Origin of the sequence: Phormidium yuhuli AB48, assembly GCF_023983615.1 — a bacterium.
GTDB classification, from domain to species: Bacteria; Cyanobacteriota; Cyanobacteriia; order Cyanobacteriales; family Geitlerinemataceae; genus Sodalinema; species Sodalinema yuhuli.
In genome coordinates this window covers 3140775-3156738 of the sequence record NZ_CP098611.1, presented here as the reverse complement: position 1 = coordinate 3156738, position 15964 = coordinate 3140775, and the positions used below count along the sequence as shown (strand labels likewise).

At 52.5% G+C, this 15964-nt stretch carries 8 protein-coding genes; 2 read left to right on the top strand and 6 right to left on the bottom strand.

Annotation, left to right across the window (positions count from 1 at the left end; all coding sequences use genetic code 11):
• Nucleotides 1-19: 19 nt before the first annotated feature.
• The 3 genes from NEA10_RS13445 to NEA10_RS13435 all read right to left on the bottom strand — a co-directional run bounded on the left by NEA10_RS13445 (nt 20) and on the right by NEA10_RS13435 (nt 8620).
• Complete coding sequence (locus tag NEA10_RS13445) at nt 20-3619, bottom strand: AAA-like domain-containing protein (protein WP_252661144.1); 3600 nt, start codon at nt 3617-3619, stop codon at nt 20-22.
• The gene (locus NEA10_RS13440; protein ID WP_252661142.1) at nt 3607-7206 is read right to left on the bottom strand and encodes an AAA-like domain-containing protein; all 3600 of its coding nucleotides are present in this window, start codon (nt 7204-7206) and stop codon (nt 3607-3609) included. The genes NEA10_RS13445 and NEA10_RS13440 overlap by 13 nt, the downstream gene beginning before the upstream one ends.
• Nucleotides 7207-7288: 82 nt before the next feature.
• The gene (locus tag NEA10_RS13435) at nt 7289-8620 is read right to left on the bottom strand and encodes an AAA-like domain-containing protein (protein ID WP_252661140.1); all 1332 of its coding nucleotides are present in this window, start codon (nt 8618-8620) and stop codon (nt 7289-7291) included.
• Nucleotides 8621-9684: 1064 nt separating this feature from the next.
• Between NEA10_RS13435 and NEA10_RS13430 the strand changes: the two genes are divergently transcribed.
• Both NEA10_RS13430 and NEA10_RS13425 read left to right on the top strand, forming a co-directional pair.
• Nucleotides 9685-12102, top strand: a complete 2418-nt coding sequence (locus NEA10_RS13430) for an ATP-binding protein (RefSeq protein WP_252661137.1) — start codon at nt 9685-9687, stop codon at nt 12100-12102.
• A 128-nt stretch (nt 12103-12230) separates the two neighbouring features.
• Nucleotides 12231-12575: a DUF4870 domain-containing protein gene (locus NEA10_RS13425; RefSeq protein WP_252661135.1), complete on the top strand. Its 345-nt coding sequence runs from the start codon at nt 12231-12233 to the stop codon at nt 12573-12575.
• A gap of 8 nt (nt 12576-12583) precedes the next feature.
• Here NEA10_RS13425 and NEA10_RS13420 read toward each other — a convergent pair whose 3' ends face one another.
• From NEA10_RS13420 to NEA10_RS13410, 3 genes are all read right to left on the bottom strand, one after another.
• Complete coding sequence (locus NEA10_RS13420) at nt 12584-13162, bottom strand: hypothetical protein (RefSeq protein ID WP_252661133.1); 579 nt, start codon at nt 13160-13162, stop codon at nt 12584-12586.
• Nucleotides 13163-13235: 73 nt separating this feature from the next.
• Nucleotides 13236-14162, bottom strand: a complete 927-nt coding sequence (locus tag NEA10_RS13415) for a ParA family protein (protein ID WP_252661131.1) — start codon at nt 14160-14162, stop codon at nt 13236-13238.
• A gap of 75 nt (nt 14163-14237) precedes the next feature.
• Nucleotides 14238-15908: an ABC transporter permease gene (locus NEA10_RS13410; protein WP_252661129.1), complete on the bottom strand. Its 1671-nt coding sequence runs from the start codon at nt 15906-15908 to the stop codon at nt 14238-14240.
• Between the last annotated feature and the right edge of the window lie 56 nt (nt 15909-15964).

The following is a 15964-nucleotide window of genomic DNA, read 5'->3' as shown; positions in this document are numbered from 1 at the left end:
GAGGATAACCGGTCAAGAATCAGTCTTGACAGAGGGACGTGCGAGAACCACGGTCAGACTTCTGACGGAGATAATCTTGCACTCGTTGACACCCATAAGCCATCAAATCCAACGACAGAATGTTATCCAAATCCCAGCGAATTGCTAAACGATCTTCACTCCCCGACAGCAAAAAGCGACCATCGGGGCTAAACGTCACCGAACCCACTACAGACTGATGGCCACTCAGTTGAGTTAATAATTCACCATCGACCGTATAAATGTCAATCCTACTATCCGTCCTGGCGATCGCCAACAATCGATTATCAGGACTCCAAGCCACCCGAGTTAAGCCACTGGTCTCAGAGATTTGTCGGGTGGTCAGCAATCTCCCATCGCGACTCCAAATTTTGAGCTGTCCATCACGACTGGCTGAAGCAATTTTTTCACTATCTGGGCTAATAGCCAGACCCCAAACCTCGGTATTATGGCCCACTAAAACATGATCCGCTCTCTCCCGCAAACGAGACCCCTCCCCCTCATCCGTCGTCGTTTCCCACCCCCAAAGTTTAACCCGTCCCGCCAGATTAGACAGAGCCAGATAAGACCCATCGGGACTGAACGCCAGATCCCAAATGCGACTCTCCGAGGCCATGAGGCTTTGGTGTAAGCTCACCTCCCCTGATTCCCTCTCTCGCCAGAGATTAATACGAGTGTCATCCCCCCCGGAAATGAACCATTCCCCATCGGGATGATAGGCAAGACTCCAAACCGCTAGCTCATGGGCCTGCCAACTCCTGGCGGTCCCATTGTCAGTATTCACCTGATAGATGGAGCCATCCGCATTGCCGACCAGCAACTGCTCTCGTTGCGGGTGCAAGGTCAGACTGTACAGTTCTTGGGAGCCTAACTCAGCAAATTCTCTCAAGAGATGACCCCTGCTATCCCAGAGCCGGACTTCCGTCCGTGCAGCCGTCGCGAACTGAGAGTCGAGAGGAGACGATGAGGGAGCGTAGGCCACATTCCATAGCACCTCTTGGTGGCCGTAGAGCGGTTGCACAAACGGATTATCCACCTGCCAAAGTCGCATAAAGCCATCTTCCCCCGCACTGGCAACTTGAGTTCCTTCAGGACTAAAGGCGACCCCGCGAACCGTACTACCATGACCCCGTAAGGTTCTCAGTAAGGTCCCCTCTGCCGACCAAATGCGTAACTGGCTATCAGCAGACCCTGACACCAACCGTTCTCCATCGCGACTCATGGCAAGACTAATCACCTCAGCCTCATGACCCTCTAGGGTTTGCAATAACTGACCCTCCCGACTCCAAACCCGCACCTGATTATCGCCATGGCCAGAGATGAGACGCTCTCCGTCAGGCGTATAGACCACAGACCAGGCTGAACTATAGCTTTCAAAGCTGCGAATTAAAGTGCCATCTCGTTGCCAGCGTTTGATACTGCCATCAACACTGGCGGAAGCAAATTCCTCCCTATCTGGACTAAAGGCAGTTCGCCACACCGCCGCCTCATGACCTTCCAGGGTTTCCAGGAGCGTTCCGGTTACAGACCAAATTCTCAGGGTGAGGTCACTGCTCGCCGAAATCAGTTGCTGACCATCAGCACTCCAGGAGACGGACCAGACCGCCGCCTCATGACCCCTGAGGGTGGTTTGTAACTGGCCCTCCACAGACCAAATATGAATTTGGCCGTCGAGGGTGGGGACGGCTAGGAACCGACTATCGGGACTAAAGCTGACGCTATAGACCGTGGCCTCTTGGGGTAAGGTCTGACGTAGGGTTCCATCCCGTTGCCAAATTTTCACGGTGGTGTCGGCCCCGGAACTGGCGATGAGTTGTCCGTCGAGGCTGAAATCAACCCCCAAGGCCCCTCCGATATGGGCCCGCCGCCGGTTAAATTCATGGTTGCCCTGGATGGCTTGTTCCAAGGTTTGGCGGCTTTCCTGGTCCAGTTCTCGACGCACATCCGGGGCGATGAACCGTAAGCGTTTAAAATTATGACGGCCTTGCAGGGCTTGTACCAGGGCATCTAGCCGCTGATTAGAAGCGTAACTGCCTTTGGAGGCGGCAATCACCGCTCGGACCTCACTCAGGGCCGCTCGTTGATAGGCAATCAAGGTAATACTCCCTAAACTGAGGGCCCCCAAGAGGGCTACGGTCAAAACCCCTAGGAATTGTCGCTGACGGCGGACATTTTGTGCTTGGAGTTCTAAGAGTTGTTGGGCTTCCAAGAACCGTTCTTGTTCGAGTTTTCGTTGGGCTTCTTGTCGCTCAAATTCCAGTTTTTGTTGAATTTCCTGTTGTTCAAGTTTTTGACTGGCGCTGAGATAGCGATAATCTAAATCTCCTAAACTTTTGCGTTGCGTCCAGTCTAGGGCTTCTCGTAGGGCGTTGCCCCGCAGCAGCCGGGAACTGTCTTGACAGTTGGACTCAACCCAGGCATTGAGGAGGGGCGCGTAGGGACGGAGGTGGTCGAGTTGATAGTCAATCCAAGCCAGGTCAAAGACCTCTTGGTAGATGGGGTTTTTGACCCGCAGGTAGCCACCCCGTTTTTCGACAACCCCGGACAGGAGGAGTTCAGTCTGAATGGGGGATTCATTGGCCGGGATAGGGGCTTGTGGGGATTGGAGTTGTTCCGCGAGCCAGACTTGGCGATAGAGGGTGAGGAGTTGTCCGACTTTTGGCTCATTATAGAGGAGGCGATCGCGAATGGTTTTGAGATGTTCGGGTTCGTCCTGGGCTTCCCAATGATGGAGAATTTGTTTCTGGACCGAAATATCAATAAAATGCTCCATCCAGGTGGGGTTATCGGTGTCGGGAAACTGTTGACGTTGATAGTTTTGCACCACAAGTTGGCATAGTTTTTGCATGAGAAAAGGCTGCCCCCCGGTCCAATGCAAAATTCGTTTTAGGGCGAGGTCGGGATTGGGGAGTGTGGTGGCCAGTCCTTCTGCTAGAGGGGTGATTTCTGGGTCTTGAAAGCCTTCGAGGTAAATGCCTCGACCAATGTTGAAGGGGGTGCGGGTTTTGTCGGCAATAAGTTCGCCGGGGGTGGTGACGCCGAATAGGGCAAAGCTCAAACGCCGACAATCGGGACAATCAGCCCGCCGGTTATAAATGTTGCGAATCAGGGCAAAAAAGTCATCGGTGGCAAACTTGAGAGCCAGGATACTATCAATTTCATCGATGAGAATAACCAGGGGCCCTTGGATGTCTTGGAGCAAGACCTCTTCCATAAAATGGCTCAGGCGAGCGGCGGGGGGGAGGTCTAAATGATCTCGCCACCAGTGTCGGAGATTGGTTTGTAGCTGAAATTGTTTGCCCAGGAGGGCTGCGATCGCCCCATACCATTGTTCCACGGTCACCTGCTGGGTACCGATGGCCGTTAAATCCAGGGAACCACATTGCACCCCCGCCTCCCGCAACCGGGCCATCACCTGCACCCGTAAACTGGACTTTCCCATCTGGCGAGCGTTGAAGACATAGCAAAACTCCCCATCAACGAGTCTCTGGAATAGCTCCTCATCAGCCTGTCGCCGGACATAGGTTTGGGATTGGGCCGGAACGGTTCCCCCAACGTGATAATGAAAGTGAGGATCAAATGCAAGGTTTACTTGTGACATTGAGTCAATAGCAGCTCCCAGTCAGATTTCTGACGCAGATAATCTTGCACACGCTGACAGCCATACTCTAAAACATTGAGCGATCGCACTCTGTCAATATCCCAACGAACCACCTGCTGATCTTCTCCTCCTGAGACCAGGTATTGTCCATCGGGACTAAAGGCCAGGGTCAGTACCGTACCCTGATGATTGCGCAATTGGCTGATTAAGTCTCCCTCATCACTATAAAGGTCAACGCGATGATCCGTGCGAGCCACTGCCAATAATTCACCATCAGGACTCCAGGCCACACGGGTTAAACCACTGGTTTCGGTCACCGGAAGGGTCAATACCTCCTCCCCCTGGCGATTCCAAATGTGCAACAGGCCACTACGACTGGCGGAGAGGATGCGATCGCCCTCGGGACTAATGGCCAGACCCCACAAAGGACTAGAATCCCCAGCCAACAGCACCCGGGGCGTTTCAGTCAAGCGGGGTCCTGCCTCGTTCCCCTGGGACTCCCAGGACCAAATCCTCACGGTTCCATCAATGCTAGCCGAGGTCAAATAGGAGTCATCGGGGCTAAAGGCGAGATCCCAGACCCGAGCCTGATGACCCTCAAGCTCCTGATATAACTCATAGCCTCCATCTTCCCCGGCCCTCCAGACCTTAAGCTGGGGGCCATTCCCCCCCGAGACGAGCCAACGTCCATCAGAACTTTTGGCCAAGGCGAACAGGCTCAACTCATCTCCTAACCAGGAGTCAATCTCACCCGTCGTTAAATCAAGGCCATAGAGCCTCCCCCGACTATCCCCAACCAGAATCCGGGCCTGCTGGGGGTGAAGGGCCAGACTATAGAGGTCTCCCAGGGCAAAGGTCTTAAACTGTTGCACCAAGTCACCGGCTGGATTCCACACTCGCAGATCTCGCCGTGATAGGGTGACTAAATAACCTGGCAGAGGAGATGAGGGGGGAAAATACTGAGCCTGCCAAACTTCCTGGTCATGACCCCCCAGAGGCTCCATAAAATCATTGTCAACCTGCCAAATCCGCACAAAGCCATCCTCGCCAGCACTTAACACCTCCCTTCCGTCAGGGCTAAACGCCACCCCCCGTAAACGGCTGCGATGACCCTGTAAATTATTGCGGAGGGTTCCGTCCTCAGACCAGAGTTTCAGACTGCCATCTGCCGACCCCGAGGCTAAGCTAGACCCATCCTGATTAAACACCAGAGTCCCCACTTCGGCCCCATGGCCCTGGAGATGCCTCACCAGGGTTCCGTCAGGTTGCCACAGACGAATCTGATGATCACTATAGCCGGCGGCCAGCAGGTGGGTCTGGGGATGATAGGCGATCGCCCAACCACTACTAATGCCCTCACTGAAGCGGTTAATCAGGGTTCCATCCCATTGCCAACGGATAATCGTGCCATCGGAGCCAATGGAGGCAAACTCCTTACCCTGGGGATGCACAGCCACATTCCAGACCGTTCCCCCATGTTGCCTTAGGGTATGCAGCAGTTGGCCCTCTCGCGACCATTGTCGCAGGGTTCCATCACTGCTGACAGAGAGGAGATAATCCCCCTGGGGACTCCAGGCGAGATGCCACACCGCCGCCTCATGACCCCGGAGGTGGGTTTGCAAGTCTCCATCCATCGACCACAGGTAAATGTCACCTTTGAGGCTGGGGGTCGCCAGGAGTTGACTATCGGGGCTGAATTGGACGCTATAGACCGTTGACCCAACGGGTAAGGTGTGGACCAGGGTTCCATCCCGTTGCCAAAGCTTGGCGGTTCCATCAGGACCCGAGGTGGCAATCCATTGACCATCCGGACTCACATCGACTCCCAACACACCCCCGGGATGAGCCGCCATGCGATTGGTTTCATGGTTGGCGTGGATAGCCTGTTCCAGGATTTGCTGGGTTTGCCGGTGTAATTCTTGACGCTGCTGGGAGGAGAGGAATTGCAACTGGTTTAAAGTTTGGCGGGCCTGGAGTCCCTGAACCAGAGCGTCTAATTGTTGCTCGGAGGTATAGCTGCCTTGGGAGGCGGCCATGAAGGCACTCACTTCACTCAGGGCGCTGCGTTGATAGGCTCTGAAGTTGGCCAGACCTAAGCCCATGGACCCCACTAGAGTCACCCCCAACAGGCCCAAAAACTGTCGTTGACGCTGGACATTTTGGGTCTGAAGTTGTAGGCAACGTTGGCTTTCCCGCAAGCGTTCTTGTTCTAAGCGCTGTTGGATGGTCTGTCGCTCAAAGGCGTCTTTCTGTTGCCGTTCCTGTTGTTCTAAGGCTTGGCTGGCACTGAGATAACGATAGTCTACGTCACTGAGGCTCTTGCGTTGGGTCCAGTCGAGGGCTTCTTGTAGGGCCTTGCCTCGCAGCAGTCGTGAGCTATCTTCACCGTGGGATTCAAGCCAGGCGTTGAGTAGGGAGGCGTAGGGCCGCAGACGCTGTAAGTGGGATTCAATCCAGGGTAAGTTAAAGACCTGTTGGTAGATGGGGTTTTTCACCTGGAGATAGCCGTTGTGGGCGTCTACGAGACCGGAGAGGAGGAGTTCCTGTTGTTGGGGAGAGTCTTCGGCGGGGATGGTGGAGGCTTGACCATGGCTGGCTGACCCTTGCCAGATGCGGCGATAGAGGCTTAGCAGTTCGGCGGCTCGCTGGTCGTTGTAGAGGAGGCGATCGCGGATAGTTTTCAGATGTTCTGGGGAATCTTGGGTTTCCCAATGCTCCACAATTCGTTTCTGCACGCAGAGATCAACCAGAGTCTCGGAAGTATTGGAGGGGTGAGGGTCTGGAAGTCTGAATTTAGGAGACTGTTGGAGGAGCTGCTGACAGAGTTTTTGCATCAGGAAGGGTTGGCCCTGGGTCCAATGGAAGATGCGCTCTAATCCCTGCTGGGGATTGGGGAAGACGGCTGTTAAACCCGAGACTAGGGGGGCGATCGCCTCGGGAGAAAATCCCTTGAGTTCGATGGCCTGACCGATGTTGAAGGGGGTACGCTGTTTATCAGCGATGAGGTCTCCTGAGGTGGCGACGCCAAACAGGGCGAAGCTTAAACGCCGATAGTCCGGGACTTCGGCCCGTTGGTTGTAGCAGGTGCGAATGAGGGCAAAAAAGTCGTCTGTGGGGAAGTTCAGGGCCAGAATACTGTCAATTTCATCGATGAGAATGACGAGGGGCCCTTGGGTTTCTGGGAGCAATATTTCCTCAATGAAGGCGGCTAGGCGTGCCGCTGGGGGGAGATCCAATCGTTCTCGCCACCAGGGACGTAGGGACGTTTTGAGGGGCAATTGTTTACTGAGGATGGCGGCGATGGCAGCGTACCATTGTTCAATGGTCACATGTTGGCTGCCGATGCTGGTTAGGTCTAGGGTGCTGCATTGCACTCCCAGGGTTCGCAAACGGGCCATCACTGCAACGCGCAGACTCGATTTTCCCATCTGTCGTGAGGTCAAGACATAGCAAAATTCCCCCCCTAGTAATCCCCGGAATAGTTGTTCGTCTGCAGGCCGTTGTATATAGGTGGGGGCGTTGGGGGGTAAACTTCCCCCCACTTGATAGGTCAATTCCAGAAACGGTTGCGATCTCGGGTGTAACATGAACGGTTTATGGATCAAGGGAAATGGGGGAGGGGATTGGAGCGGGGATCAGGATGACCCCTATCTCAGCTCTTTGGCGCAATTACTGTGAGCGACTAAAGTATTGTCGATAGAGTTCACAACTTGGGACCGTGAGACGTTCTTTAAGGGCAACGGCTCCAAGACCCTGAAGTCGATAGGTCATTTGCAGGGGAAGTTCTACCCCGGCAGGGTTGCGAGCGACCTCTTCCATCGCCTGGAGGAGTGCGGAGTCCTGTTCTATCAGTTGCAGTTGGCGTCGCAGGTAGCTATTGAAAATCTGATGATGGGCGATCGCCTCGGAGGATAAGTCCTCGACGGTTAATTCACCCTGGGCCAGATAAAATAAACAGAGTTGAGTTAAGTAGGGATGACCTCCAACCAGGGCAAAGACCGCCTGAGCGTTGATCTCAGAAGGATTGAGACCATAGCGACAAGTAAGTTCCTCAACTTCTACGGGGTTAAAGTGCGGTAATTCAAGCAGTAATCCCACGTTAAAGGGAGATTGATGCAAGGTTAAGGGCAACCAGACTTCCGTGGAGTGGATGATGGCTAAACGCAGGTTCGTCCAAATGGCTCGTTGTTCTAAGCCATAACGCCCCTGTTCATACCAAGACCGCAACATCCCAAAAAAGTCTGTGGCAACTTCGGGATAGGCAAAGAGTTCGTCAAGTTCTTCAATGACCAGTAATAGAGGACTTGGATCGGCCGGGAGAAGATAGGTTTCAAAGTAATCTGAACAACTGTAACTACTGCCAAATAAGTCATCCCAGCGACTTGAGAGTTCGTTGGGTAACCCTAAGTCTTTGGCGACCACGGCACAAAACCACTGCAAAAATCGGTCTGGGTCTTGCAGAACTTGACAATCAATGCTTTGTAGGTTAACAACGGAGGTGCGCAGGCCGCGATCGCGGGCATGATTCAACGTCTGTGCCATCAGGGACGTTTTGCCAAACTGACGCGGTGCTTTGATACGAAGCAATGCCCCCGGTTTGAGAACTTCCTTGGCACAAAGCTCCTCGGTGTTACCCCGATAAATATAGAAGGGTGAATCTAGGGGGAGTTGTCCCTTGAGGGGGGTCTGTTGGAGGGCCGCCAGGTCGGTTTGTGACGCATCTTGGTCAGGGTTAATGACATCATGACGGCCCATTTTGAGGTTAAAGGCTTCAAAATAGGAGTCCAGAGTCTGCCAATCGACAGGCTTTTGGCGACGGCGGAGTTTGGTTAGGGTGTTGGAACTGAGTCCCGTTCGCTGGCTGAGTTGCTCTAGGGTATAGGGTTTACCCTGGTTCTCCTGCATGGATGACAGGTGTTCAGCGGCTTGGAGCCGTTGCCAGCCTTGGGAACTCAGAATCAAGCCGCGTCGTCGTTTGCTGGTCTGCGATCGTCCTACCATGGTCGCTTTTTTAAGATACTGTTTGTTATAAGAGCTTGTGGGACATAATTCTACATCCTAACAAGTTTTTTTAGGCTTTTGTCTTCAGCCTAGTGGCTCATGTCACTATCCTATGAACAAAACTAGGGATTGCACCGGCCATCTCAGTGTAGCTTAACCTCGATAACCCATCCGTCAAATTTCCTTGGGTATTATCAGCACTTCACAAGCCTTTACATTGAGAATATTCAGGACAGTTTAAACCATCTCAGTCTTTTTTACGGTGAGAGCAAACTGGGTTTATAATTAATAACTTTAGAGCCAATTAAACTGATTACACCCAGGACGACGGCAATTGGATTTCATCAAAATGAGACAATTTCAGGCTAAGTTTACACCTTAAATTGAGATATTGGGTTGAGGTAACAGATTGACTCCTTTAGAATAAACTCACTGTGCAGTGTCCGTCATGTCATCCCCCCAATTGAGGTAAATTGTAAGTGGTGAACATTTCCCCAACTTTAGGTGTGAGGAATTGCTCTACCCAGATTGCAACAACCATTATTGTTGTAATGCTTGGAGGATTATAGATTTTACAATCCTATTTTGAGTAGGGATTTTTTCTTAAAAATTTGCGAATAAAGATTAGGGCAGTTATGACACTTTTTTATGTTCAAATTGGCTTCAGACTTGATTTCAAAATTGGTCGGATTTTGATTAAGTTAGCAAGTCTAAACATCCAAGATGGTAAATCATGGGGGAGAAACTTGGAAGGAAATCTGTTGGAACATCGTCCCTCAATTCGAAAGCGGTATAATGTGGGGGCTCATAAACCTGGGGTGACTGAAACAACACACCGTAAGTCCCTTTGGCTAAAGTCCCCAGAGACCGGGATAGAGCGGTCAACTTCTGGCTCTCCCAACCCGAACAGTGAGACTCCCGGCTAGAGACTTAAATCACAAATTCATAAGCATTTAGTTTTGTTTAGCCTGAGCTTAAAACGAAGCAAGATCCAGAGTCATCTATCAGGGACCCTGTCCTGATAGACTCACAGCTAACTTTCCTGAAATTGTTTTTAACGAAAAATGTGGGATTTTTTAAATCAACTCATTCAAACCATTTTTTCACCGAACCAGACCTATATGCCTCACGGTCATTGTTACCTGTGGCAAACCCCTCTCGTTGCCTTGCATGTCACCAGTGATGCCCTGATTGCCCTAGCCTACTTCTCGATTCCGACCCTGCTGATCTACTTTGTTGCTCAGCGTCGGGATGTCCCCTTTTTAAACGTCTTTTATTTGTTCGGCGCGTTTATCGTCCTTTGTGGACTGGGGCATCTGATGGATATCTGGACTCTTTGGCATCCCGCCTACTGGCTAGCGGGGGCGGAACGCGCCATCACAGCTGTCGTCTCCTGCTATACAGCGGCCTCCATGGTCACCTTACTGCCCCAGTTCCTCTCGTTGAAAACCCCAGAACAACTGGAAATGCTCAATTCCGTTCTAAAACGGGAAATTGAGCAGCGTCAGGTAATTGAAGAAGAGTTACGACAGGCCAATCAATGCTTGGAGGCTCGTGTGCAAGAGCGCACCGCCGCCCTAGAAGCGAGTACTCAAGCCCTAGCAGCAAGTCAGGCCCAGCTCCAAGAAGCCCAGGCTATGGCCCATATCGGCAGCATTGACTATGACCTAAAAACCCGAGAAATCAGCGTTTCAGCCGAGATGAAGCGGATTTATCACCTAGAAGATTCAAACGCCTCTGTGAGTCTGAAAGACTTTCTTAAATCCATTCATCCGAGCGATCGCTCCCGTTGGTGGCAGACTCAACGGCAGTTGCTGGATAAGGGAGAATCGATCCACCTAGAACATCGCCTTTTATTAAGTAATGGGGAAATTCGTTACTTAGATATTAAAGGAGAACCTGACTATAATGCCGACGGTGAGTTAGTCAAACTCTATGGAGTGGCCCTAGATATTACCGAGTCCAAACTGGCTAAGTTACAGTTAGAGCAACAAGCTCAACGCAGCGACCTGATTGCCAAAACTCTAGAACGGGTCTGGTCTTCTCTGAGTTTACAGGAGGTCATGCAGGTCACGGTGGATGAAGTACGTCCGTTTCTCGATGTCGAGCGTGTGGTGATTTACCGCTTTCAAGAGGATTGGAGTGGCGATGTGATGGTGGAGTCGGTATCTGATCCGGATCTGGCCATTCTTGGGGAGCATTTTGAGGATGATTGTTTCCGCCAGGAGTATTTGCAACAGTACCGACAGGGGCGAATTCGAGGGGTGGAGAATGTGGCCACCAGTACCCTACCCAGTTGCCATAAAGCTTTACTCGCAAGAATCCAGGTACAAGCTAACTTGGTCTTACCCCTACTCTGGCATCCCCAGTCGTTGGAAGAGCCTCCAGAACTTTGGGGACTCCTGATTGCCCATTCCTGTCGTAAGACTCGTATTTGGATGGAGTCGGAAGTGAAGCTGTTACGACAGTTGACCGTCCAGTTGGGAATTGCCTTGCGTCAACATAATCTCGTTGAATCCCTCAAGAGCGAGTTACAGGAACGCCGCCAGATTGAAGCCGCCTTACGAGACTCGGAAGCCGCCGAACGCCACAAGGCGGAAACCTTGCATCAGACCTTGCAAACCCTGCAACAAACCCAGGCCAAACTGGTGCAGTCGGAGAAAATGGCCTCCTTGGGACAAATGGTGGGGGGTCTGGCCCATGAAATCAATAATCCCATTAGCTTTATCTATGGCAACATCAACCATGCTCGTGAGTATAGCAATCAGTTGTTCGAGTTAGTGGATCTCTATCAGCAGTATTATCCCCAGGCTCCTGAGGCGATCGCCGATGTTCTCGACGAACTAGATGTGGAATTTATCCGGAAGGACTTCCCACAATTGCTTAAGTCCATGACCGTGGGTGCTGAGCGCATCCGCAACATCATACTCTCTTTACGCAATTTTTCCCGTTTGGATGAGGCAGAGCGCAAGGTGGCAGATATCAATGTCAATATTGAGACCACCCTGAGGATGATTCACAGCCGCCTCTCCCAAGCGGCCTCACGATCTTCGATTGAGGTGGTGACACAGCTGGGAGAGTTACCCCCCATTACCTGTTATCCAGGGCAACTGAATCAGGCCTTGTTTAATATCTTCAATAATGCCATTGATACCCTAGAGGACCGTCTGCGACAGGACCCAAGCTTTAAGCCGAGGTTGCAGGTTACCTCAAGCTTACAGGTCTCGGAAACGGAGGCGGGCGAGAGGGCAATGGAGGCGATCGCCCGGATTGAGATTGCCGATAATGGTCTGGGGATTCCTGATGAGCTACTTGATCGGATCTTTGACCCGTTTTTTACCACGAAGCCGATCGGCCAAGGAACTGGCTTGGGGCTCTCGACGGCCTATCAAATTGTGGTAGACCAACATCAAGGCACGTTTTATTGTGAAACGAATTCCCCCTGTGGGACCCGATTTGTGATTGAAATTCCGGCCCATTAATTCTGTCCCGACCGATAAACCGCTCCGGCAATGGCGGCTGAGGCAGTAAGGACCCTGTTGTGGCCAACGGAGGTAGCAAGCTATACTGGCAACAGGTCTAGGACTGAAATCTTTAGAAACAATGCACTATGGACTCTGATCAACGCAAAATTCTCTCAATCCTCTGTCACGCCTCAGTGTTTCTCTCCTGGACGTTGCTAGCGGTGGGGATTCCGGTTGCTTTATTTCTCCTGGTGGATGATCAAGCGGTTAAAACGAATGCCCGGGAAGTCCTTAACTTTTACATCAATCTCCTGATTTATGGCGCTCTCATCGGTGTACTCTGGGCCTTAGTCATCACCATTCCCGTTGCCTTTGTTCTCGGGATTCTCGTTGGAATTGCGAATGTGGTCTTGCCGATTCTGGCAATTCTTAAGGTCGCCAGTAACCCAGACCAATCCTATCGCTACCCCTTCATTATTCACCTTCTCTGAATCCAGGGCTAACGCAAACTGAACGAACTCAAGAAACGCTGGGCATTTTCAGACCAGTTCCTAGCATCACGCCTCTGGGGGGTGACAATGATCTGATAGAGCCGCTCGTTGACCAGGTAAAAATGGGCGTAGCCAGACAAACCATCGGGAGTTACGTACTCAACCCGTAATCCGGGATACCCTTGTAGCCGACGGGATTCACTCACCACATCCCGGGCCCGAATCCCGCCGAGGAAGCCTTCTTTAACCGCCTGGAGAAAATCCGACGGCTCACCAATCCGGCTAATAAACTCCTGAGGATAGTCAGTATAGCTAATCAGATATTCTGCCAAACCATCTTCCGAGGCGAAGGCGTACTGGGTTGTCGCCTGTCCCGGTAATTCGACCCTCTGCTGCATTTGCTCAGGTTGTCGAGGAAAAAGAACCTCAAATCGCCCTTCCCGAGACTGAAACGGACGCCAGGAGTTAGACCCTTGAGCGACTGGCTGGGAATAGGAAAACGAGCCGAGGGCCCGTTGAGCCAGGCTAGGGGTGAGACTCACCAGGAGCGTAAACAGTGACGTGAGTAAGAGCCGCTTCGCGTTCATTGGAGTTGGGGGGATGGTTAGACATGAATGTTGATGGGCAATGGCACAAGGCAGTGGGCCAATCAACTCTAGTCTAATCTAATTTTGAGAGACGGATACTGCGAGCGGCAGGGGTTAGGGTTTGTAACTTTTGCAGGAGTTCTTCGGTGACGGCTCGGAAGGCTTTAGACCCCGATGAGTTCGGGTCGCTGAGAACGACGGGTTTGAAACTATCGACGGCTCGGGAGACGCTCACATCCATGGGGATGGAGGTTTTGAAGATTTGGGCTTCGTTGAACTCCTGACGCACCCGCCGCATCACTTGTTTGTAGTAGCGTCCCGCCAGGATACTGCGAGACATGGTAAAGACAATGCCAATCAGTTGGGTTTGAACTTTTTTCTCGATTTGATGAATCTCAATTAGCTTTTTGATTTGACGCTCCAGAAGCTGCATCCCAATGTAAGAGAGGGGTTCAGGTTTTGCGGGGATGAGATAAAAGTCACTACAAACGAGACTACTGCGGGTGACGAGATTGTAACTGGGGGCGCAGTCGAGGAGGATAAAGTCGTAGTGATCCACCACTGGCTTGAGGATACCCCGCATTAGGGAGTCTTCAAAGGTATTCCAGACTCCCTCGAAGTTCCGTTCCGGATTGCGGATGGCTTTGCGGTAGAGGACTTCGGAGACGAGGAAGTCGTTATAGAGGTCGATGTCTCCTGGAAGGACATCAACCCCTTGCAGGTTGCCGCCATAGGGGCGAATGATATTCTGGACGGGGCTATGGTCGAGATCACCGGTGATGGCTTTTTCCAGGAGATGTTTGAGGGTTCCTTTGTCTTTGCGGATTTTGGCGAAATCCGTGGGGGACATCAGGGACAGGGTGGCACTGACTTGGGGATCGAGATCCACCACGAGAACTCGTTGGCGGTGTTCTTTGGCTAAACACGCCGCTATGTTAACAGTCAGGGTGGTTTTCCCTACACCGCCTTTCATATTGGTTGTGGCAATTAAATAACCCATCCGTCAGTACACCGATTGCTGTTCGCCATTCAATCTAACAGATTGGCGATCGCCTGGGGTCATTCCTGTGGCAGTTCAGGACTGGCGGGGGCGATCGCGGGTAATTTGCCGGCTCAGGAAAATCACGGGGATGATGCCAATGACAATTAAGGCCAGGGCCGGCCCCGAGGCTTGGGCCAGACGCTCGTCCGAGGCGAGGTTATAGACCCGGATGGCTAGGGTATCTAGGTTAAAGGGCCGGATAATCAGGGTGGCGGGGAGTTCTTTCATCACATCCACGAAGAGAATCATGGCGGCGGTGAGAATCCCTCGCCAGAGGAGGGGGATATGGATTTGGGTTAGGGTGGCTAAGGGGCTATAGCCGAGGCTACGGGAGGCTTCGTCGAGGTTAGGGGAAATCTTGGCCAGGCTAGATTGGATACTGCTGAGGGAGACGGCAAGATAGCGGACGAGATAGGCGAAGATGAGGACGGTGATGGTTCCACTCAGAAGCAGGCCCGTGGAGATGTTGAAGGTGGCTTGCATCCAACGGTCGATGGCGTTGTCTAAGGTTCCGATGGGGACGAGAATGCCGACGGCGATCGCTGAGCCGGGGATGGCGTACCCCATTCCCGAGACGCGGGCGGCAATTTTCATGAATTGGGAGGGGTTCAACCGCACGCCATAGGCCAGAATTAGGGTGATGATGACGCCGATGAGGGCCGTTAGAGTTGATAGGAGCAGACTGTTACGGACAAACTCCCAAAAGCGTCCCCCGAAGGTATCTTGAGCCTGATTAATGGCCATCTGGAGCAGGACAGCAGCGGGGATGAGGAACCCTAAGATAATGGGGAGGATACAGACCCCCATCGCTAGAAGTCCTCGACTCCTCTGTAGGAGATAGCGGCTGGGGGGTTGAGAGTTGCCTGAGGTTTCGTAGTATTGGGCTTGACGACGCGATCGCTGTTCGAGCCAGAGTAGGGTAAAGACAAAGATAAGGAGACAGGCGGCCAGTTGACTGGCGGCGATCCGGTCTCCAAAGCCAAACCAGGTGCGGTAAATGCCGGTGGTGAAGGTGTCGACGCTGAAATAGTCAACGGTTCCGAAGTCGTTAAGGGTTTCCATTAGGGCCAGGGCCGTTCCAGCGGCGATGGCGGGGCGGGCCAGGGGGAGGGCTACGGAGAAGAAACTCTGCCAGGGGTTGGCTCCCAAGACACGACTCGCTTCGATGGTACAGACCGATTGTTCCAGGAAGGCGACCCGGCTGAGGAGATAGACGTAGGGGTAGAGGGTTAGGCTTAGCAGGGCGATCGCCCCCCAAACGGAGCGGATATTAGGAAACCAATAGTCGCCAACCCCCCAACCGGTCAACTCTCGTAGGGTAGTTTGCACGGGACCGGCAAAGTCGAGAAATTCGGTATAGGTGTAGGCCAGGACATAGGCGGGAGCCGCCAAGGGAAGTAAGAGGGCCCATTCTAAAATTCGCCGTCCAACAAAGTCACAGGCCGCCACCAGCCAGGCCGTTGTCACTCCGATGAGAATCACCAGTGAGCCAACTCCGAGGATCAGGAGGACGGTGTTTTCGATATAGCGATCCAGAACCGTGGCGATGAGATGCTGCCACATCTCACGCCGGTCGGTGAGGAAGCTGGCTAGGATGAACAGGATGGGGGACGTGACTGCCAAGGCAATGGCGATCGCCACCCCCGTCCAGAGTGATGCACCCGACCCCATGTGAAGGCTATATTTGCGAAATGCTAGCAACATTTCAATCCAGGAATAAGAATTATAGAGAGGACGATGAGGCCTCTATCCCAAGCCTT